The sequence below is a fragment of the Nitrospira sp. genome, from assembly GCA_015709715.1.
GTDB lineage: Bacteria > Nitrospirota > Nitrospiria > Nitrospirales > Nitrospiraceae > Nitrospira_A.
Window position 1 is genome coordinate 426,059 of the sequence record CP054184.1, and the last position, 21,532, is coordinate 447,590.

Sequence of the window (21,532 nt, forward strand, 5' to 3'; positions counted from 1 at the left end):
TCGGTGCGCATTAATGGCCACACTGCTGTTCGCGGCATATATAGTCATGTCGCCTCAACAGACACTGGCCGAAAATGGTGAATCGTTCGGCAGCTCATCAGTTGACTACTCTAAGCCATGTAATAAACTGCTGTCTGCGGCCCCTAGACTCCCGTCCAAGCGCGAGTCCCTGGCAGATGAAATCTCCAGCGATCTCAATCGAGAGTTGCAAGACCTGAAGAACCTTCAAACCTCCCCCCCGGTGAAGTATTCTGAACCGACGAGAGAGATAAAACCGATGTTCCGCGAAGCGCAACCTGTTGCGAGTGCTCCTCCTCTGACCTCTAGCGTGCCGCGCAGCACACCGGAAAGCCGGTTGCGCGTGGAGGGCATGCCGGGAGCGAATCCATACTTGGCCCGTGTGCACGCAAGAATCCGTGGTTTCTGGACGGCACCGCCTGTGGATATTTCAGGGAAAGCCTTGACCACCATAGTGAAGTTCAATTTGGAGCGTGATGGCCGGGTTGGATCGGTGATTATTGAGAAGTCTTCGGGTAACGATTACTACGATATGGCCGCGCAACGGGCGGTGCAGGCCGCCATCCCGCTACCACCCTTTCCTCCCGATCTGACGGATTCCTATTTCGATGCTTACTTTACTTTTGCCGTAGGCGAGGCCGCAACTTATCTAGAAACTCCATCGAGCAATAAGCCTGCTGAGGAACAGGCCACTATGTTCAGCGAGCAAGAGCTTCGCGACTGCGAGAGCCAGCTCAGCCTTATGTTTAATGCAATACACCAAGTCCCGGAATCCGAGGACGGGCTTAAGACGCTGCAACGGATAACGAGGGATCTGCCTCGGCTTGGACGCGTAGAACGCTATTCTCGTGAATATTCGAATCTTGTAGATACCGTCGAAAACCTACATGACGATATCAGGACAAAGGCAGAAGGCATCTCAAAGAAGATCGCCTTTGAGAACAAGTTTCGACAGTTTGACAAGCTGTGCGAGGGGAAAATCGCCAAAGGGGGAATGCCGCCACGATTCCGGAATGAACCAGTTTATTCCGGCTTATCCGGAAGACCTGAAACCATGACACTGGGGAGAACATTCTGCACCGCCATTAACGGAGGCGGCAAAGCGGAATTCCAAGTACTCGACGAGAAAACCCCAACTATCTCCATTTCTGTCACCACGAAGAAACGACGCTTTACCGTAATTTTTCAAAAGAAAATGCAAGCGGATCTCAGTGAAGCGTGGCGGGCTGTGGAAATCCGGACTCCTTCCGACCGAAGGCCAGCGTACGAGTTCTTAGGTCAAACGTTTACGGATAGATTCCCAGAGCTGGTTCAAGATGAATAGTAGGCGTAATAACGGTCTTTCGTAAACCTCACATTTCTAGGTGACCGTGGCCTGCTTATCTCTTCTAAGTTTTGTGCACATGAGTATAGCCTTCCGCAGAGCGGCCGATCTACGAGAACTGAGAATAAGTTAAGCGAAGGCCATCACCATCCCAATTAACGCCTCATGTATTGTTAGCCCCCTGTGTTTTACTAAGACGGACCCTGTTCCGCCCGTCCCGCTGTCGCCGGATCGGGCGGCTTCTGCTCGGTATATGAGTTAAGCAATGCTCCGAATAAAGATGGGAGAAGGATAACTATCCAGATAGGGCTGGTGACCTAGGGACTCATCCCTTCGCAATTGCCACCACATTTTGCGGTCTATATAGCACGCTGACATCATTGACAAGTCCTTGTGACGTCTCCCCGGAAAACGACGGCGATCTAAAACGAGAGTAGAATGACGCCTTCGGCGGTCCTCGACGAAAGTAGTGGATCGATGGAGCGGTCGAAATTCTCGGAAGAGCAGACCGTCTATGCCATTCGGCAAGCCGAGTCCGACACCCCGATCGGCGATCTGTGCCGACAATACGGAATTGCAGAACAAACTTTCTAAGGCTATCGTCGCGGTTGGATTGCGATGCCTGGCCGATCACGTGCCAGACGGGCGGTTAGGAAACAGCTGGAAGTCTACGGCCGTGGCTACCTGCCCAAACACCCGCGCTGCACCACACTCGCCGCCCTGGCTGGCACGCTCAAGACCACAGAAGAGACGTTGGAGCGGATGCTCACCAAATCAGCACTCCGTCTGATCACACAGACGTTTGCGGCACACGCTCAAGATCCGAACAGCTAACGCCGCGTGCGTGGCATTCAATATTGCTTCGCAGCGTTTCGCGTTATCTACCGTCATAACTTGTTTAGGTGAGATTCCACTATCTCACGCATACAGGGAACACAAACTGCTACGTGTTCATGTCCCCTCCGTATATTGTGATAACTAGGAGCACTTAAACCCTCTTCATGCGCAAGAGAAATCTTGCGATTACAGATGACGCAATCTACATATAGATATGGTGATGACTTTAAAAATCCAATCATAATCCCTCCATTTGTTGCCTTCCCAGATGCCACTTCCCGCGCAGTATATAGCCCTTCCATGAAATTAGACACAGAGAAGAGGAGCGACGATCTCAGACACGGCCTCTTGGGAGCTGTGCGTCCACCGGACGTGGAGCCACTCGCCGACGAAGTGTGAACCGCTCTCGCTGACTGAGAGAAGCACGATGGAATCCTCTGACTTCAGTCAGGGGAGGATGTCAAATCATTGGACAGCAATGCCGTCAGATCAGTTCCTTGGCCTCTAGGAACCCTGTGAAGCGTGTATGACCTGTTCAAGCAGCGCTCCGGCGAGCGCGTCATGCGCTCGGGCATTCGGATGGCCGTCGGCAGGATGAGAATGTAGTCGTTCCGGTGCGCGAAATACTCGGGCAGCAGCTCCGACACGAGATGCAGTTGAGCCCGGCTGACCGCAAGGCCGTAATCAGGGCCCGCTCAGTCGGGTTCTCTTGCTGACTGAAGTCCCAGACGATGACGTGGAATTGGATGCCGGGATAGTTCGACCGCAGTTCGGTCGCCGCCTCCGTGACAATCCCTTGGACACCAGCCACATCCTCGTCCGTGGTTGCGCGACGCATATAAATCAGCGCACGATAGAGCAATGACCGTTCAGCCAGCTGCTTGACTGGAACCGGCAAGGAGGCGTGCAGACGTCCCATGGCAGGACCGACCCCATGCTGCGGCATGGCGGTAAATATCCCCTGCTGCCTGATGTGCCCGTCCCGAGAGCGCAAACAGGGACCGGCCTGGTCCCAAGACTCCAGTCCTGCCGCCCGAAAGACATGACTCGGAATCGCTTGATAGATCGCATAGCGCGGGGAGCAGGTCACGAAGAGCAACGCCCAATCGATCACAGTTCGCCTTTCCGGTTCCTCACCGATAGCGACTCACGGTTCATGCCCGTCACGAAGCCCATTCCCCCAGAGCATCCACCGATGCGGCGAGGATCGTGCCGTACTTCGACTCGACAAGGGTAGCAGGTCTCACGGGGGCAACAACAATGCCGATCTCTTCGGTAGGTCCATCGCGTGTGCTTCATCACTGATCGAACACAGCGAGCAGAGCACCGGCTAACGATTCCAAAAACGCAGGCTGAGGCTGCGAAGTTGGAACGCACCTATAAGGCGGTCCCCCAATAGCCCCGCTATGAATCGAGCCGCGACGACCTGATAGGCCTCCCCCCAGGGGAAAGCCAACTTCATGGCACCCGTAAATACTTCACTCGCAATGCGCTGGCTGGTACAGCTTCGTCCATGACTCAGATGATGGCGGATAGCCGACCATCGATTGACTCCGGCTCATGGTGCTGTCAGCCCGATACGCAAGCGGGGCTTCCCCAAACGCTGTGGACAATCCTGGGGACATCGCCGGGAATGTCTACGAACGGCTGCTTTGGGAGAGCAGTTTTGACAGATTGCCTATTAAATGTGCACGGTCCCTCGGGTTGGCTGTGGACCGCTATATCTTGTGGCTTGACGGCTATTTGTGTTTTTCTTCCACTACGATGACGGGCGACAGTGCTAGGCATAACCCTTGGTTGGCGACTCGCGCGATGAGCCTCCAGCTGCCATATAACTCATGACATAGTTATTCACAGCGAACGTGGTGCCCCAGTCGCTAACACGAAGCGGTTGTGGCCCGAACTGATCTTGTGCCAGCGGCGTTCCCTGCCTTCGGTCTTGACGCCGCCCATCAATTGATGTATCCATTGGATACATGACGCCTGACGAGTTCAAACAGACACGCCTGTCCTTAGGTCTGACGCAGCAAGCCCTCGCCGACCAATTGAAACGTAAACGCCTGGCGATCGTCCGTTATGAAGGGGGCTCGCGCCGGATTCCCGGTGTCGTGGAAGTCGCACTCGCATCACTCGGAGCACCCTCATACATCCCGCTCGTGGGAATCGTCGCGGCAGGCGATCCGATCGAACCTATCCCTCAAACGGAACGGGTCGAAGTCCCGAAAACCATGCTGGGGCGAGGCGAGACGTTTGCCTTGCGCGTGAAAGGCACATCCATGCGCGATGACGGGATTTTCCCCGGCGATGTGGTGGTGGTGCAGAAGGGGCATACCGCGCGAAGCGGTGACACCGTGATTGCGCTGTTGAATGGCGAGGCCACGATTAAGACCTACCACCGCAAAGCAGGCGTGATCGAGTTGCATCCAGCGAACGAGACGATGAAGCCCATCACCGTGAGGGAGGCTGACAGCTTCCACATTGAGGGGGTGGTCGTGGGCGTCATTCGGCATATGCGACGATAGACACAGGTGCGACAGCGAGAACCACCACCATGGAGCGGCAGATTGTCTGTTTTGCCATTCCCTCTCTCGAAGTGGCGCTAGCCCGACTCATCAATCCGCCGCTTCGCACTCGTCCACTCGCCATTGCGAATCTCCACTCCCCGCGCGCGACCCTGAAAGAAGTGTCTCCTGAGGCTGAGGCCGAAGGCCTCCATGTTGGAATGTCTCTTGACCGGGCGCGACGCCACTGCCCGTCCCTTGCAATCTGCCCGCCGAACCCACAGCAGGTCGCGACTGCCGACCAGACATTGCTCACGGCCATCCACCGCTACGCCCCAGCGTGGGAGCCCTACGTGCCGGGTGCGGTCATGATGGACGTGACCGGCACGACCCGCCTATTCGGGTCGGCTTGCGATGTGGCCACGCACGTGCAAGCGGACGTGTTGAGTCAACTACACCTTGAGGGGGTGGCAGGAGTCGGCAGTAACAAGCTCGTGGCGCAAACAGCCGCCACCCTCGTCGAACCCTCCCAACTCTACGATGTCCGCCACGGATCGGAGCGCCTCTTCATGTCCCCCCTGTCCGTCCGGTCATTGCCCGGTGTGCACCGCCCGTGCATGCGGATGATGCTGAAACACTTAGACGATCTCAATCTTCAATCGCTGGGCGATGTGGCGGACAGTCCGCTCGACGCACTCGAACTCGTCTTGGGACAGGATGCCGGACAACTCGTACGGTGGGCACAAGGTATTGATCCGACTCCAGTCCTGGCGCCGGTGGTCCAGCCGTCGCTCGAAGACACCGTGGCCCTGAATCCGGACGAGGTAGACGATGGACGCCTGGAAGGCCGGCTGGCCGAGAGTCTCCAGCGGCTCTGCCGTACGCTGAGGAGCCAGCGTCGCGTCTGCGGCGGGATGTCTTTGATGATCCGCTATAGCGACCACAGGGACGTCTCAGCCAAGACGCAGGTCACTCCCGACACCTGCTGGGAGATCGATTTGGCTGGACCGCTTCACACAGTCTTTTCTCGAGCCTTTCGCCGACGCATCCGGCTCAGACAGATGACCCTCTGCCTGACTCATCTGACGAGTTTTGCGCAACAGGTCTCACTCTTTGAGGAACCATCATCCCAGGAGCAACGCCGTCGTGATCGGGCGCAACGGCTCGCGCAGGCGCTCGACCATCTCCATGCACGCTTTGGTGAAGGTGCCATCCGGTATGGGAGAACCCACTGAACCGATGGAGTTTGTCCATCTCCACACCCATTCCTCCTATTCGCCCATGTGGGGCGTCCCAACCTTGGAGGCCCTCTGTGAGGCCGCACGCGCACAGGGACAGAATACGTTGGCCCTCACCGATACCAATGGCCTCTATGGAGCGATCCGTTTCCTTGATGTCGCGAAACAAGCCGGCCTCAAGCCGATTCTCGGGGCCCAGGTCATACATCACGATCAACGGGCCGTGCTCCTCGCGAAGACACCCGACGGCTACGCGAACTTGTGCCGACTGCTCTCGTGCCGACATGAGGATGCCGGCTTTGACTTTATCCAGGCGATCGCCAGCTATCGGACTGGGCTAGTCATCCTTTCGGATGATCTCTCGGCGCTGACGGCCTGGCGAAACGAGGCTGCCGATGATCTCTATGTCGAATTGTCACCTGGTTCCCAGATGCAGGAGGCCATGGTGTTCAGCCGACGCACGGGATTGCCCGCCGTGGCCACGACCCGCGCGGCGCTTCTCCATCAGTCCGACTTTGAAGGCCATCGACTCTTACGGGCCATCGCGGACAACACGACGTTATCACGCTTGAAGCCGGACCGCTGTTGTGGCCCGATGAATTGGCTGATGCCGCCCGCCGTCATCGCACGATACGTTCCGCATATGCCCGAGGCACTGAGCAATACGCAGCGCGTCGCCGAACAGTGCCACACCGATTGGGATTTCACCGCGACGATGTTTCCCTCCTTTCGGCAGATGGCGTCCGGCGAGGCCTTCGACGCCTTGCGCACCAAGACCTACGACGGAGCCCAATGGCGCTATGGGTCTGTCTCCGAGACAGTCCGGGATCGGATCGAGAAGGAACTCGCCGTGATTCGGGAAAAACGCTATGCCGACTATTTCCTGGTCGTCGATGAAATCGTGCGTCAATCTCCGCGCACGTGCGGACGAGGATCGGCGGCCGCCTCCGTTGTCTCCTATTGCCTCGGCATCACGCACGTCGATCCCATCCGGCACAATCTCCTCTTCGAACGATTTCTCAATCCCGGCCGGCATGATCCTCCAGACATCGACATCGACTTTCCCTGGGATGAGCGCCCGAAGATTCTCGAATGGGTCTTTGGACGATATGGCGCTCGTCAGGCGGCCATGGTCGCAAACCAGAACACCCTCGCGTTGCGCGCGGCCCTGCGCGAGATCGCGAAAGTGCATGGGCTGCCAGCAGGCGAGATCGGGAGGGGCTTGGCCCTCCTGCATCGACGCGCCGATTTCGTGGAAGTCGCTGGCGATTCCAGCCTGGACCACTGGGCCCAGCAAGTGTGTCGCGCGTTGAACCTTCGGTCACCGTGGCCAGAGATTGTCTCTTGGGCGGGACGACTTCAGGGCCATTTCAGAAATCTCGGCTTGCACCCGGGAGGAGTCGTCCTCGTCCCCGACGAAATCCGTCGCTATGTCCCGGTCGAAACTTCGGCGTCGGGCTGGCCGGTCATTCAATGGGAGAAGGACCAAACGGAAGACGCCGGCTTGGTCAAGATCGATCTCCTGGGCAATCGCTCACTGGCGGTCATTCGGGACGCCCTTGCGGCGATCCACCGCAATACCGGCCTCCTGATTGAGTATGCCCAGTGGAATCCCATTGGAGATGTGGCCACCGAAGAAGTCATTCGGCAAGGCAACACCATCGGCTGTTTTCATATCGAATCCCCAGCATCCCGACTGTTGCTGAAGAAACTCTGGACGCTGATGCCAGCAGCAAGACGGAAGGTCGCCGATGTCTTCGAGTACCTCGTCATCGTCTCCTCCATTATCCGGCCGGCGGCCAACGTGTTTGCGGATGACTTCGTGCGGCGAGCCCATGGAGAGCCGTATCGATCGTGGCATCCCCTGCTCGACGAGGTTCTCGCGGACACCTTCGGGATCATGGTGTATCAAGAAGACGTGATGAAGGTCGCGGTGGCCTTAGGCGGGTTTTCCGCCCATGACGGCGATCAACTCCGCAAGGTATTGAGTAAGAAGCATAAAGCTCGACATGTACAGGATTATCAGCGGCAGTTTTACGAGGGCGCTCTTGCGCGACAGATCCCGAGACCGGTCATCGACCATGCCTGGAGCATGATGATGAGCTTCGCGGGCTACAGCTTTTGCAAGCCGCATTCCGCCAGTTATGCCCAAGTCGCCATAAAATCAGTCTATCTGCGAGCGCATTATCCGGCGGAATTCATCGCCGCTGTGATCAGCAACCAAGGCGGCTACTATTCGCCCTTCGCCTATCTGTCAGAAGCCCGTCGCATGGGTCTGAGGATTGTGCCCCCCGACATCAATGCCAGTGAGTGGGTCTATCGAGGATGCGGCAAGGCCATTCGAGTGGGATTCATGCAGATCAAAACCCTTCGCGAGGAGTTGGTGAAGACAATCGTCGCCGAGCGCCAGGCACACGGCCCGTATCGCTCGCTGCATGACTTTCTGGATCGAGTGAACCCGGATGTGGCTCAGGCCAAGTTGCTCATCAAGGCTGGTTGTGTCGATTCCATTGCCGGCGACCTGACTCGCCCAGGTCTCATGTGGAGACTCGTAGCCTTTCATGCCGGACAAAGAAACCGGTATCTGCCAATCCCTCCTGAATATTCACCGCAGCAACAATGGGCGCACGAGTGGGAGCTATTCGGTTTTCCCCTGAGCCGGCATCCCTTGGACCTGGTGAAGGAAGTGGTGGGAAAAGCCGCATACCGTTCGGCACGTGAACTCAATAAATACGTCGGAAGGACCATCACACTCTTGGGCTGGCTGGTCACGGAAAAAATCGTGTCCTCCAAGAAAGGCGAGCCGATGGAGTTCGCGACGTTCGAGGATCAAACCGGCCTGTATGACGCCACCTTCTTTCCTCGCACCTACCGCCAGTATTGTCATCTGCTTGCCTCGAACCAGGCCTATCTCGTCACCGGCCTCGTTGAAGAACACTTTGCCACGGTCACCCTGACGGTTACCGACCTGCGGCTCTGCTCGTCGCCTGAAGCTCAGCGGGAGGACGCTTCCCTTGCGCAAGGGCTCTAACGCCGCTCAGTTTCTTGCGGTCCGCTATGGTTACGAGCCGAGCGCATGCCTTTTCTCCATTCCCAAGGCGGCACCGGATGCGGTTCTACCCATAGACCCTTTTTCATCACCTGTGCTTGCCGTTCCAACTCTCCCAGCCTCAAGTCCTTGGAATACTTCTTAAACCACCAAGCCAATCCGGCCTTGAGGACTTCCTGATTCAGGCTGCGGCCATCTGAAAGCAATACTTCGGCCAATATTCGACCATAGCGGTCGCGCTTCTGCCCATACACGGTGACAGTCTGACCAAAGGCCAGTTCCGAGGTGTATGCCTTCGCGCGTGCGCCGAAGGGTTGCCACCTTTCGGGACAATCAATCCCAAGTAACCGTATCTGTTGTGCTTCGCCATCGTGTATCACCCGGATGGAGTCACCATCGATGACGCCGACTACCTTTCCCACAAATTCGGCATGGGCTAGGATAGGGACACAGATCAGGCCAAGGAACAAGATACAACTGCGAAACGTGGCCACACACCGTGGAGTGCTCATGGCGGAGGAGTGTACACTGCTCAACCTGCTGAGCATAGCAACGGTTGGGGCATCCGACGGAGCAATCAGAGAGGAGACGCATGGAGGATAGAACAGATCATCGACGCCACACGATTGAGGAACGTCTTGATGGGCTAGAAGAAATGGGCAAGGCGTTGAAGGAAGACATCGAAGCGAGGTCGGAGGAGACGTCTGTGACCGATACGGACTCTATTTGCTGAACAAATTCGATGAGATTCTGAAGTTGCTGAAACCGCGCAACGATTGAACGTATTGCCGCCGGAGTGCCGCGAAACACGCTCGACGGATCGTGCGGGAAAGCCATCACGCATGAATGAACTTCAATTGCCTTTCGACCCTCCGGGGACGCCTACCACATCTAGAGTTCCTGACCTGATCCGCTTCGGCACCTCCACCTGGACGTATGAAGGGTGGCAGGGACAAATCTATCGCCGCACGTATGCGCCAACGGCGTTTACCCGCGAGTGTCTTGGCGAATATTGCCAGTATCTCTATAAAGGTCAGCCGCTCTTCAAGACCGTCGGCGTGGATTCCAGCTTTTACCGACCGGCGACCACTGCGCAATTGCGGCGCTATCTCACACAGATCCCCGAGGACTTTGAGATGTGTGCCAAGGTGTGGGAGGAGATCACCATCCCGGTGTATGCCAAGCACCCCCGCTATGGCCCTCATGCCGGACAACGGAACCCGACGTTTCTCGATCCCAAGACGTTTATCGACTTCGTGCTCAAGCCCTACCGCGACGCACACTTCCAGCCGCATGCCGGGCCGTTTATCTTCGAGTTTCAACGCCACGGCTTGTCGGCAGATGAGTTTTTGTCGCGACTCGACGACCTTCTCGGTGCATTGCCGAAAGAGTTTCGGTATTCGGTGGAGCTACGCAACGCGGGATTGCTCGGCGAACGCTACGACCAGGTCTTGAAAAAGCATGGTGTGGCCCACGTCTACAATCATTGGTGTTTCATGCCGGGTCTGGCTGAGCAACACCAGCGGATGCAGGAGTTCACGGCATCCTTCACCGTCCTCCGGTTGTTGACGCCGCTCGGAATGACCTATGAGGCGGCAAAGAAGCGGGCCGCACCGTATGACAAGATTGTGGGTGAGTTACCGGAGATGCGGGCTCAAACGGTGGACTTGGTCAAACACGCTGTGAGCCGAAAGATTCGAGCCTATGTGCTCGTGAACAATCGGACGGAGGGAAACGCCCCCCTGACTATTCAAGCCCTCGTCGATATGTTGCGGAGTTGATGGGACTGCGATGGCAAGGAGCCATCCAGAGGTGGGGTCGTCAGACCGTCGTCGAGTTGAAGACTAGGCCTGCTTGGCGATGACCCTGCTTGAACAGGTGTGTAACGGAGGACGATTACCATCACGAGGCATCGCGTGCCTATGGCGAAGCTGGTCCCCCTTTGAGGGACACGTCGGGCGTCTGCCTTATGCGGCTATACTGGAGGGTATGCGTGAGTTGCGCAACAGGATCAATGCGTTTCCAAGATATGATTGAGGAGAGTTGGCGGCGTCGAGACGCGTGTCTGTAGGTAGTCTCTTTCGATAATCGTCAAGGAACCTATATATCAGTTGCGAACTGTTTCCCTTTTTCGGCGTTGATGGCCAGCTGCGACTTCAATAGGTGGATGATTCGGGAATGTTGCAATAATCGACAGACTACCACCCATGGCTTCGATATAGCTGCGCAGTGTTGAGATCAAGAGATCGCTGCGCTTTTCGAGGCGGGAGACGCCTTCCTGTCGGATACCAAGAGTCTCTGCAATGCGCTTCTGGGTGCGTCTGTGGGCCTGGCGTAATTCACACAACGTCATTTCATGCGCGATGAGTTCAGCCGCACGCGCTTCAATCTTCTTCCGGCGCGCCGCCGGCAGCTTCTTCATCTTATCTTTCAGAGTGGTAGTCATAATACTAGTCCCTTGAGCTTACCGTCGCACCGAGACGCCGGTCACACGTATCGTGAGCCTTGCGGACCAATTCTTTGCAAAACGCTTCATACTATCGTCTGACTTGTCTCCGGCAATGAGCATGAGGGCCCGGCGGCAGCGATCACAGGCGAAAGGCACCAGACCCTATCCGCAGCATTGAACCTCAGATTCTTCATGTTTGCATGCTGGTGCCTTTTAAGATGTCGGCTCATAGGCGTCCGAATACAGGGCCGAATTGCTCAAGAAGGTGAAGAGGGGTCAGCAGCTTGTCCTGGCCCTCCCTATGATCAGCTCGTTCAACTTCAGGTCGAAGTCCGCACAAATTAGACATCTCACGCCACAGAGTGATTATGTCTTTAACAGCATATATTTTCAATTGCATACTACATCGAAGATAACTCTTCCCTTCCGAGGCAACCGAAGTGGCACTCGTTCTGAAAGAAGATTACCTTCTTTCCTTTTTTGAAATCAGATCCGATGATACTTATGAAGAGTACTAAGGAGGACGCTATACGCATGACATACATGCGTGCATGTCATACTGTAGGATAGACCTACAAGTAGGCGGCGTTATGTATATTATCCTGAGTGTCTACTCATGCGAACCAATATTGTGATCGACGATAAATTGATGCTCCAGGCCATGAAGGCAGCTGGTGCTCGCACCAAACGCGAAACCGTCGAGGCTGGATTGAAAATGCTTGTCCGAGTCTACCGCCAAAGGAAAGCGCGCAAGCTCCGAGGAGCAATACATTGGGAAGGCAGTTTAGATGAATCACGCCAAGAACGACTGTCTGTATTGACTCCTCCCACGAAAACAACAGCACGCTAAATCGAGAGTAGCCTGAAAGGCTTCGGCGGTCCGCAACGAAAGGACTGGCCGCATGAAGTGTCGGGATCACACACATCCTTTCAATGAACTGAGGTATATTCCGGCACCGTGAATGGCGATCAAGATGAGTTGCGACGGCGACGGGTCTGGGTTCAGCTCTATGCCGAAACCAAAGATGCGGGCTTGGTCTGTCGGCACTGCGGCATCAGTCGTCCGACTTTACGACTCTGGTGGAAACGGTTTGTGGCGAAGGGGGAGGCGGGACTCGTCAGTCTGAGCCGAAGACCGCAGCATTCAGCCCGCCGCGTCCTGGATCAGAAACGTATCGACCTGATTTTAGCCCTACGCGATGAGCGCAAGCTTGGCCCGAAACGCATCCAAGCCGAATTACTGCGTCATCATGATCTTCGCTTGTCCACTGCCACAATCTGGAAGGTCCTTTATGCCCATGAGCGAGCCCCACTGGTACGCAGGCGACCGCCAGAGAGTCCACGGCGGTATAGCCGACCGCTGCCTGGCGATCGCGTACAGGTCGATACGATGAAAGTCAGCACGGGGCGCTTCCAGTATTACCGCCATCGACGATTGTACGCGTCTCCGCGTGCTGGGCCTGTACCCCAGGCGCACCGCCAGCAATGCGGTCCACTTTCTGGAACATCGCATGGTTGAAGAATTTCCGTTTCCGATCCAGCGGGTCCAAACGGACCCCGGGGGAGAATTTTTCTGGCTGGCGTTCCAAGAGATCCTGCAACGGTATTGCATTAAGTTCCGGCCCAACCGTCCCCGAGCCCCCCCATCTCAATGGCAAGGTCGAACGTTCTCAGCAAACCGATTGGATGGAATTCTATTCCACCGTGGACCTCAAGGATCCGTTGCTTCCTAACCTTTTAGAGGAGTGGCAGTTCTTTTATAACTGGCATCGCCCTCACAGCGCATTGGGCGGGAAGACACCCATGGGACGCTGCTGTGAACTCCTGGAGACCACCCCATACCAAGAGGAAGTGGAAGCCAACTACCATCTCAAACAGGAACGCGCTAAGGTACGCGAATTTGGGGTTGATCAACGGCTAGCAGAATTGAAAGGATGTCCGTGATCTTCACACATGAAGCGGTTGAAATTCTCGCGCATTATAACCAGAATGAATCAACCTGTAATTAACATTGACTCCTCTTCTTGGGCGAAAGATGTGTCCAATCGTTTGTCTTTCAATCTTTCACAAATCGAGATTTGATATTGCTTTGCTAAATGCAGCATGGCTTTATACATGGCGCTCGTTTATGGTGGACCTTGACCTGCTGCCAGTTTGCTAGATGCATGCAGCGCACCAGTCATCGTAGCGCTAATTTGCAAATGAGCATCCATAGCGCATGACTCAATGCCCCTAAGCCTTTTTGGACCACTTATCAGATCAATAGTTTAGAAGATCGCTAGCGAACAACCCTATTGCCCCTGTCCAGTTGTCAGCCCAGTTTCGATCTTCGGAACAAACCTTCAAGGTTCACCATAAACGAAACGGGATTCCCCACAGACGCGTTGAGGCTTCGTGTATCTCTTCGTCGTTCCGGACTCGGCGAGTGGCCGGTGTAGGCGTGGCGACTCGCCAATACGCTGACGACCAACTTCCGCCGTTCTTACGGTTACCTTGCCCAACTGACTCCCTCCCTTAAAAAAATGGAAGTATTTTAGCATCGTCAGAAATCCACCTGACCCGTTGCTTTTCGTAGCTGTTTCAACTACACCTGAGCACGAAATCTCGAGAGATCCAGGGGTGTAGTCGATGCCGCAAACACGTTGCCCCAGCTGCTTCGGTACAGGGCGCTATAGCACTACTCAACAAGTGCCGAATCCAGGGGGCGGCAGCTTGTATCGGGATATCGCGGTATGGAAATCATGTTCCTTCTGCGGTGGGATCGGCACCATCTATCGCCCGGAACCCTATAGTCCTCCCCGTCCGCACTCTTCCCCTACCGCCGAATCGCAAACATCGAAGCGCACACGTCCATTCCAGTTTGAGGAAAGCATAGCGTCGCTGGCCGTGTTCGGAGCCTGGGGTGCCATCTGGTACTACGGGTACCGCTGGACGACTCTTGATTGGTATTGGTCAGGGGCCGTCGGTGCTCTAGTCGGTCTCCTCATGGGCAAGCTCCTGACAGGCCCTTTCCGCTGGATACTAACGTGGCTCAAATACATTGTCGTCATGGGACTGGTCCTGGCAGGCTTATGGACGGTCTACATCATCGCCACAACATGAGTGTCTCTCGATGACGACCGGCCATCTCATAACGAACCGTCTACTCACTCCCGGCAACACTGTTTTCGATAGGTCAACATCCTGGGCGGAGTCGTCCATTCTGTGGCTGATCATAGTCGGACAATGACGTCAGAACTCTAAAGAGGAGGCATCCCATGCAAGACGGTCCTAAACAACTCCGTAGACGTAAGGCACTCCAGTTTGCACTCTTGTGCCTGTACGCCCTAACTTTATCGGCATGCTTCGAAAGCGATATCGCTCCTTCACTCGATCCCAACCACCTCGTGAGAGTCCCTGGCTTACAGGGGATCATAAAATTTGACAATGATATTTGGCGCATTGCGGAAGCATCGGGATATCAATACGAGATGACAAAAGTGATTTTAGCAGCCAACGCATACACGGTTCCCCCTTCGTCCGAAAACCTGTCGATACTCCCACTGAACACCCCGGATGCACCTGGTCAGCATTTTCTTGTGATTCGGGCAGAGCATGTAAATAATCCCGCGAATCCGCGAAAGGTTATATATAAGTATTACGAGTTACGGACGGATGGTAGGACATTTGCCGTGAATCTATTTGACCTTCACGAGAAGAATCCACAGTGGGAAGAATCCACTCGAATCGCCGCTCGTCATGGAGTGACCCTTGGTGACACCGGTGCAGGCATCCTGATGAAAGGGAGTCTCACTTCGCAGAATCTCCAAGCGCTATTCAGCGACCCGGCTTTTCGGAAAAATGTCCTTTCCAACTACATGTCCTTGCAACGGTTGTCTGATGAACAAGTCGCAACCCTGCGAGCTGCAGCGATCGCTGAGCTCAGGAACACTGCCACCAGGAACCCTTCTCCTCCGCCGCCATCGATGAACGAGGACATCCCGCAATGGATTGGAGGAGCCGCTCTGTTCCTGGGCATATTAGGAGCTCTCTCGAACGGGAGTTCTGGAAAAGATCGGTCGTCGTCTGGAGCGGCCGGTTCTGATAACGACGTTCCCTCTGATTACGACAGGCAACAGCAGTTCAATAAGGAGCGCGAAAAATACTGGCGGGATTGCGCCACCTGGAAGTCACTGTGTTAACCGAACGAACCCTGCTAGGCACGCTCTGAACATAAGAAAGACCATGGCTTTAGTTGTTGGAGTGTCACCATGAACCGTCTTCGTCTCTACAGCAACGTTCCCCTCCTTCTACGCCTTGCCATAATGCTGGTATTTATTTTTGTCGGACTGCAGGACGTTCAAGCGTACGAGGTCGAGTATACAAACATTAAGGTTTGCAATACGGGGAACGTCAAATTTCTGGTCGCCGTTGTCAAAGCCGATTGGAATTTATTCGGTGGCGACTTTCGAGGGGATGGATGGTATGGGGTCGATCGTGGAAGGTGTAAGGGAGTTGATTACCGAAGTCAGCCTGGAACCTATTATCTGACATTCATCCAATATGATTCTGATGGGAACCCGGGCATTGCGACATATAGACCGGGAAGTAGTAGCGGTATATTTAAGGAATCTGGGTGGTCATTTTGCGTAAAACTAAAAAATTTCGAGTATGAAGAGTCAGGACGCCCCACTCAAGATTGCCCATCCCCATACTTTCTGGCGCCCTTTCCATTCAGCATTTGGCGCGTTCCTGGTCAAAATGATTTGTCAATTGACATTCCCGCTACCTCGTCTGCGAGGTTAGTTGCCATTCCTGGATATAAACAAAAGAGCCCGCCAGCTAAACAAAGAGAGCAAGAGGCGACCCCAGTGGCGCCAGCTCCTCCCGCGCCGCCCCCTCCTCCAAAGAAACCGGGCTGGATTGGCATCACCGTTATTGACATGACTCCTATGGGTGCAAAGATCGGAGCGTTCCTTGGAGGAACCCTCGGGAACCAAAATACTTTAGAGGAAAAGAGGGATGCAGGAGAGGCATGGGGAAAAGAGTTCTTCGGAGGTTTGCAAATCGAGTCCGTCGCCGATGGTAGCCCGGCAATGAAGTCGGGACTCTTAAAAGGAGATCGAATCAAGACAGTCATTTACGATATATTCAAAGAGTGTACGCCAAAAGACATACCAGAGCTGCGCGCATGTACTAAGCAATTTCAAACCGAAGATCTGATTGCACTATACGTGCAGCGGGGAAAGCAACATCTCGCACCTGTGATTAGATTAAAGGAAAATCCCATAGTTAACGGAGATGCCTCGTCGGCCAATAAAGAGGCTGAGAAGGAAGATGATTTCAAGGAATCATTTTAACATGACACGGGCTTTGACGTGATCTGATTCAATCTTGCAGTGCATTATTATCTCGTCATACAAGCGTAAACACACGGGGAGTCGGCATACCATTAGACTCCCCATTCAGCTTGGTTATTAAACTTCACACGAAACGTCAGGGAGTTCTCAGGCCGCGTCTTCCGTCGATCATATAGAGGAAAAGCCCATGATCGACGGAGATACCTCATCGACTGACAAAAAGATTGAGCTGCCCGATGATTTCCGCGAAACATTTTAGAAAGACACGAGGCGAACAAATCATCGTCGGCCCGTCGAGGCATGCCGTGTCAGAGCAAGCGATGTGTCGACATGGGGATGGCCACGCCTCAACGGGCCGTGGGAGGACAGGAGGCCCAGCGATCTGGGACATGCACTGACAGGTCTTTTCACGGCGATTGCTGCATCGTCTGCCCTCGCCTGCCTGCCCCCTGCTACGGCGAACGGTGCCGATGTCGGCTTCTGTGCCACGCCCGCCACAATGACGGAAGCACTGAAAGCGGAAGGGCAACGCTCCCTCGCCTTCGGCAACCAGCGCATCCTGTTCGAACAACAGCCCGACGGCACGACCAAATCCGTCGACAAGCAGATCGGCCACATCTTCACGGCCGGGGCATTCGACACAAACGGCCTCGCAACAGTCGGGTACGTCATCCAGGCCGACCAGCCCATCGGCACGCCCGCAGCGAAAATGTGCGTCGCCGACCGGATGCAGGATGTGAAGATGTACGACGTCCGCAAGCCCGAATTGCCCGACGAAACGCTGATCCAGAACACGCCGGAAGCGGCGGCGAAAAAATGCGACGAACTGACGGCGAAGGGGGTCATCACCCGGGACGGGTGCGGCTTTCACAATGATATACTGAAAAGAAGCGAGGCCGTTGGTGAACGGGTCATGCTGCAAGGACTAGGCGTCAAAAAACAGAATGACGGTTCATTTACACCAAACGGCCTCGTCATTACCATCACCGCAAACATGACCGGTGACAAAACTTTCCGCGATGGGCGTGGCGCAATTCAGTACAGCACCCTGCCTGAGGGCGCCTCCATGCTGGCGGGAGTGTTTACCGGCACGGGCTATACGCAGACCGCGCTGGGCGAACTGTCGCGCACGACGGGCCGGTGATGGTGGGGCGGGGCGTGGATCGCGGCCCCACTCGAATTGAAATAGGACTGCTCAGGGCAATGTAGGAGGGTGCCCATGGCGACGACCTAAAGCCTGTCGGGCGCTGGCCAGCTATCGCGATCGTCTTGGGCCTCTTCGATTCCAGATTGGGGGAGAGTTAAACGCCTCTCACACACTCCCTTTGCCGACATCGGCGATCCAACTGCTCCGTGATCTCCTGGCAGAGATGGCGGCAGGAAACGGTGTCATCCTCCTGCCCGTTCAGGCTCAGCTGACGACGCCCTGAACGTCTCCAGACCCTTTCTCGTGAGTCTGCTCGAAGCAGGCACGATCCCGCATCAGACAGTGGGGACACAGCGCCGGATCCTTCTCGAGGATCTCATGCGCGACAAGCAGAGCGTTGATCGAAAACGCTGCCAAGCCCTTGATGCGCTCGTCACGGAATCACACGCATTGGGTATGGGCTACTAAGGTTGGCGATATTCACGGCCATTGGCGCGTGGTCCCTGACCTCCTTCATCCCAATGGGGTATCGCCTGAGGCCACTTGATCCGGTAGACTGCCGTTCCTGGCTACACCGCAACGCGTCCGTCTCCGAACCTATCGCCGCGTTCCCATCCAGGGCACGGCCTTCTTTCTGAACGAGGACACTCGCAGCCGGGGGGTCGTGTGGAACCTTTCGCCCACGGGATGCCGAATCGATGCAGAGAAGACCGTGCCGGCAGGGACGGAACTGACCATCATCCTTCATCTGGACAAAGCTGACGAGAGCATCCACGTCCACAGCGCGGTGGTGGCGTGGAGCCGCGGGCAAGAAGTTGGGCTCCGCATCGATGCCATCGACACACCGGAGGCCGTCCGCTTGAAACGGTACCTTCGGCACGCTCACTAGCTCACCTCGTCAGATCCGCCGGCTCGCGTGAGTCCATAGCGGCAAGCCAGCCCATCCCGCAATTTCAGCGACCGAGGTCATGGAGGCAAGCGAAAAGCCTTGGGGGCTGTGTGGGAAGGAAAGTTCAACTTTCAGACGAATGCTGACCCTCCCCCAATAGTGACACCAGCGCCGGGGAATGTGGGGATGGCCTTGGTGTCCGGTATCTGCTAGTATTGAGCCATTCCTGAGAGGGCCTATGACCCACCTCATTGCCTTCACCGCGATGGTTGTCGGAACCGGAATTCTTGCCAAGGTTTTCCCGAAGGTCATGGTGTGGGTGTTCGGTCGCTTTCCAGAGCACTTCAAGCCTTCAGAAGCCGCCCAATCTATACCAAAGAAATGAAGGGGCACTGTGAACGGGAGAAACAGCTCGCCCGCCAGGCGAGAGACGTGGTCCGTTCGATCCTCAGCCAAGCCGAAACCATCCATCTCCGCAACGCCAGCCGAGACAAGCATTTCAGAATCGACCCAAGGGTGATCGCCAATGGCCAGCATCTCAGCGCGGTCTTGATCAAGCAAGAGCTAGCGATACCCTATGACGGCGGGACCAAGACCAAAGACTGGTGCGTGGAGGTTCCAGGCGATGCCTCCAACCATCTTAGCGGTGTGCCATGAACCCAGAGGAGCCTGTCCATTACTGCCCTATCTGCCAGACCCCCGTCGTCCCAGAACGTCTGCTGATCAGGCCAGACGTTCCCGGTCGGCGTGGCGCCCCTCTGCGGCCGGAATGGCACTGTAACCAGTGTGGGCGGACGTTCGCGCCGGATTACTTCGATGCTGCGAAGTAGGGATAGCTCCTGAACTGGTGTAAGCCGCATCAGGCTCACCACCCCACTAGACCCGCAAGCACTCGGCACGTGCCGCATCCAGGAGCGGTGGAAGCGTGCCATGCAGATGGGCTTAGCTTTCCCAATCCTCGGTCCTCTCTTGCCCGTGTCGTCGGAGCACTGACTGCCAGGGGTGGACATCGAGTCAGGACCCGTGCCCGAGAGATCCATCAGCGCGTCTCTACTGAGCCCTGACGGTAGTCCGAGGGTCCCGCTTGCCGTCGCGACGGCGATGAGGCCCCAAATCGCGCAAATCATGGGCCATTCTCCCTCTTCGTGATAGGGTGCGATGGATGCCGCGAGCAATGCCGCGGAGGCAGGTATGAGCTCCCGTGGCTCGCAGAGAGGCTGCGAGCCCTCATGTTCTTGATAGGACAGACCCATGGGCGTCCGCGATCGAGCATACATGCACCACCGGGATCCCCTGCCGGCTTCTCGTTTGCCGACGCGCCGAGTCCTGGTGATCGGATTAGTGCTGATCGGGCTAGGGTCGTGGTACCGCCTGACGCACACCGTCACGAACCAAGCGCCGCCGACCACGCAGCAGGCAGCCCCTGTCCCCGTCAGTCCCCGCACGCCACTCCAATCGCCAGCCCATCGCTATCAGCGGTATCTGGATGCCATCGTGCCGGAATCCGATGGGCTTCGGGCGCTGGCCTATGGAAAAGTCAAAGACTGTCCAGCCGGCGATCGCACATGTGTGCTGACGGAGTTGTATCGATTCGTTCAACAGGAGATCGGCTATTTGGCCGATCCTGTTGCCCGGGAGCACATTCAATCCCCACAGGCGACACTCGACATTGGCGCGGGAGATTGTGAAGACCTGTCGATTCTCCTCGCATCACTCCTCGACAATGTCGGCATTCCTAACTATCTCGTCTTCACAGAGGACCATGCCGATACCATGGCCTGCGAGGTCGACTCACGGACGATCGTCCCCACGCTTGAACAGCGGTACGCCATCCAACAACCGCCAGTCCTGCGGGAAGAGACGCGCTGGATCCAGCCTTGGTCACTCTCAGTGACCACGCTCACCGCCACCACGCCTCTTCAGGTGGATATCGATCTCCACACCAGTGGTCCACTGGATTGGATGGTGGTCCCCTCGCAGCAGGACGTCGAGGCTATTCAGCAGCACCGTGCCTATCGGACCTACCCGTCATGCTCGAGAGAACAGATGACCAGTTTTCGTTCGACCTGTGCGATCCCAGTGGGCGCGCCCTTGGTGGCCTACAATCGTCAGGAGACACCAATTGAATTGGCCCTCACGGTACGGTATCAGCTCCCACCAGTACCACCCACGTTGCCGCCCATCAAGACATACGTCGTCAATGGCACCCAATGCCTGCCGCTCGATCCGTCCATCAAAGGTCAAGCCTATCCAGGACAGCTCATGCCGAACGTCGTGACGGCTCCCTCCAGGACAGCTGTGAATCGAGCGGGGCACCTGCTCACGCTCAATTAAGCCGTATCACGAGCGCTACCTGCGCGAATTCCCTGTCGGCGGCCCAGTTCAGACCACCAAGAGAGCCAAGCTCACACCAAATCGAGTGTGTTGGTGACTTACGCAACCCCCAACACACGGGTAAAGCTATGGTTGCACTGCTAGTCGCCGGGGCCACGATTCATCATAACTGTTGCTAGGACCGCCGCCGCGACGGCAATGGAGTAGTCCTGCGAGCGGCGTTGCCTCTTGTGCCGGACGCCCAATGCATTTAGTACAGTTTTGTACGTGCACCACAAAACGGATCGACCTGGTCTGGTTTCGGTAGATTCGCCGTTTGGAAGGGGGAGTCGGCACCGTGAAGGACTCCCCCTTCAGACCAGTATTTCTCACTGCCGGGCGGCTGTGCCCCATCACCAATTCTTTCC

General features: G+C 56.0%; 19 protein-coding genes and 1 pseudogene. 17 read left to right on the forward strand and 3 right to left on the reverse strand.

Annotation, left to right across the window (positions count from 1 at the left end):
- The first annotated feature begins 13 nt into the window (after nucleotides 1–13).
- The 3 genes from HRU82_02000 to HRU82_02010 all read left to right on the forward strand — a co-directional run bounded on the left by HRU82_02000 (nucleotide 14) and on the right by HRU82_02010 (nucleotide 2,176).
- A complete protein-coding gene (locus HRU82_02000) occupies nucleotides 14–1,342 on the forward strand; it encodes a TonB family protein (GenBank protein QOJ33794.1) in 1,329 nt (442 codons plus the stop codon).
- A gap of 438 nt (nucleotides 1,343–1,780) precedes the next feature.
- Nucleotides 1,781–1,936: a transposase gene (locus tag HRU82_02005; protein QOJ33795.1), complete on the forward strand. Its 156-nt coding sequence runs from the start codon at nucleotides 1,781–1,783 to the stop codon at nucleotides 1,934–1,936.
- Nucleotides 1,937–1,960: 24 nt separating this feature from the next.
- The gene (locus tag HRU82_02010) at nucleotides 1,961–2,176 is read left to right on the forward strand and encodes a hypothetical protein (protein QOJ33796.1); all 216 of its coding nucleotides are present in this window, start codon (nucleotides 1,961–1,963) and stop codon (nucleotides 2,174–2,176) included.
- Between the two features lie 562 nt (nucleotides 2,177–2,738).
- Here the strand turns inward: HRU82_02010 and HRU82_02015 are convergent.
- The gene (locus HRU82_02015) at nucleotides 2,739–3,293 is read right to left on the reverse strand and encodes a hypothetical protein (protein ID QOJ33797.1); all 555 of its coding nucleotides are present in this window, start codon (nucleotides 3,291–3,293) and stop codon (nucleotides 2,739–2,741) included.
- 862 nt (nucleotides 3,294–4,155) lie between these two features.
- On the opposite strand from HRU82_02015, the gene lexA reads away from it, so the two are divergent.
- The 3 genes from lexA to HRU82_02030 are packed head-to-tail and all read left to right on the forward strand — an operon-like array spanning nucleotide 4,156 to nucleotide 8,949.
- The gene (lexA, locus tag HRU82_02020; protein ID QOJ33798.1) at nucleotides 4,156–4,701 is read left to right on the forward strand and encodes a repressor LexA; all 546 of its coding nucleotides are present in this window, start codon (nucleotides 4,156–4,158) and stop codon (nucleotides 4,699–4,701) included.
- A gap of 29 nt (nucleotides 4,702–4,730) precedes the next feature.
- Nucleotides 4,731–5,915: a hypothetical protein gene (locus HRU82_02025; GenBank protein ID QOJ33799.1), complete on the forward strand. Its 1,185-nt coding sequence runs from the start codon at nucleotides 4,731–4,733 to the stop codon at nucleotides 5,913–5,915.
- Between the two features lie 4 nt (nucleotides 5,916–5,919).
- Complete coding sequence (locus tag HRU82_02030) at nucleotides 5,920–8,949, forward strand: DNA polymerase III subunit alpha (protein QOJ37081.1); 3,030 nt, start codon at nucleotides 5,920–5,922, stop codon at nucleotides 8,947–8,949.
- Here HRU82_02030 and HRU82_02035 read toward each other — a convergent pair.
- Nucleotides 8,946–9,461 carry a thermonuclease family protein gene (locus HRU82_02035; GenBank protein ID QOJ33800.1) on the reverse strand — a complete coding sequence of 172 codons (516 nt, stop codon included), beginning with the start codon at nucleotides 9,459–9,461 and terminating at the stop codon, nucleotides 8,946–8,948. The two genes, HRU82_02030 and HRU82_02035, sit on opposite strands and share 4 nt — an antisense overlap.
- A 98-nt stretch (nucleotides 9,462–9,559) precedes the next feature.
- Between HRU82_02035 and HRU82_02040 the strand changes: the two genes are divergently transcribed.
- Nucleotides 9,560–9,700: a hypothetical protein gene (locus HRU82_02040; GenBank protein QOJ33801.1), complete on the forward strand. Its 141-nt coding sequence runs from the start codon at nucleotides 9,560–9,562 to the stop codon at nucleotides 9,698–9,700.
- A 109-nt stretch (nucleotides 9,701–9,809) separates the two neighbouring features.
- Nucleotides 9,810–10,748, forward strand: a complete 939-nt coding sequence (locus HRU82_02045) for a DUF72 domain-containing protein (protein QOJ33802.1) — start codon at nucleotides 9,810–9,812, stop codon at nucleotides 10,746–10,748.
- Nucleotides 10,749–11,074: 326 nt separating this feature from the next.
- On the opposite strand, the gene HRU82_02050 is transcribed toward HRU82_02045, so the two are convergent.
- Entirely contained in the window at nucleotides 11,075–11,413 is a 339-nt protein-coding gene (locus tag HRU82_02050) for an XRE family transcriptional regulator (protein ID QOJ33803.1), read from the reverse strand.
- A gap of 619 nt (nucleotides 11,414–12,032) precedes the next feature.
- On the opposite strand from HRU82_02050, the gene HRU82_02055 reads away from it, so the two are divergent.
- From HRU82_02055 to HRU82_02095, 9 genes and pseudogenes are all read left to right on the forward strand, one after another.
- A complete protein-coding gene (locus HRU82_02055; GenBank protein QOJ33804.1) occupies nucleotides 12,033–12,266 on the forward strand; it encodes a type II toxin-antitoxin system VapB family antitoxin in 234 nt (77 codons plus the stop codon).
- Between the two features lie 108 nt (nucleotides 12,267–12,374).
- Nucleotides 12,375–13,360 (forward strand): annotated as a pseudogene (locus HRU82_02060) (IS481 family transposase).
- A gap of 1,313 nt (nucleotides 13,361–14,673) precedes the next feature.
- Nucleotides 14,674–15,597, forward strand: a complete 924-nt coding sequence (locus HRU82_02065; protein QOJ33805.1) for a hypothetical protein — start codon at nucleotides 14,674–14,676, stop codon at nucleotides 15,595–15,597.
- Between the two features lie 69 nt (nucleotides 15,598–15,666).
- A complete protein-coding gene (locus HRU82_02070; protein ID QOJ33806.1) occupies nucleotides 15,667–16,755 on the forward strand; it encodes a DUF1036 domain-containing protein in 1,089 nt (362 codons plus the stop codon).
- Between the two features lie 499 nt (nucleotides 16,756–17,254).
- Nucleotides 17,255–17,899, forward strand: coding sequence for a hypothetical protein (locus tag HRU82_02075; GenBank protein QOJ33807.1), 645 nt, complete (start codon nucleotides 17,255–17,257; stop codon nucleotides 17,897–17,899).
- Nucleotides 17,900–18,458: 559 nt separating this feature from the next.
- The gene (locus HRU82_02080; GenBank protein QOJ37082.1) at nucleotides 18,459–18,791 is read left to right on the forward strand and encodes a PilZ domain-containing protein; all 333 of its coding nucleotides are present in this window, start codon (nucleotides 18,459–18,461) and stop codon (nucleotides 18,789–18,791) included.
- Nucleotides 18,792–19,029: 238 nt separating this feature from the next.
- Nucleotides 19,030–19,176, forward strand: coding sequence for a hypothetical protein (locus HRU82_02085; protein ID QOJ33808.1), 147 nt, complete (start codon nucleotides 19,030–19,032; stop codon nucleotides 19,174–19,176).
- Nucleotides 19,173–19,448, forward strand: a complete 276-nt coding sequence (locus HRU82_02090; protein QOJ33809.1) for a hypothetical protein — start codon at nucleotides 19,173–19,175, stop codon at nucleotides 19,446–19,448. The genes HRU82_02085 and HRU82_02090 overlap by 4 nt, the downstream gene beginning before the upstream one ends.
- Before the next feature lie 594 nt (nucleotides 19,449–20,042).
- The gene (locus HRU82_02095) at nucleotides 20,043–21,125 is read left to right on the forward strand and encodes a transglutaminase family protein (GenBank protein ID QOJ33810.1); all 1,083 of its coding nucleotides are present in this window, start codon (nucleotides 20,043–20,045) and stop codon (nucleotides 21,123–21,125) included.
- The last annotated feature ends 407 nt before the right edge of the window (nucleotides 21,126–21,532 follow it).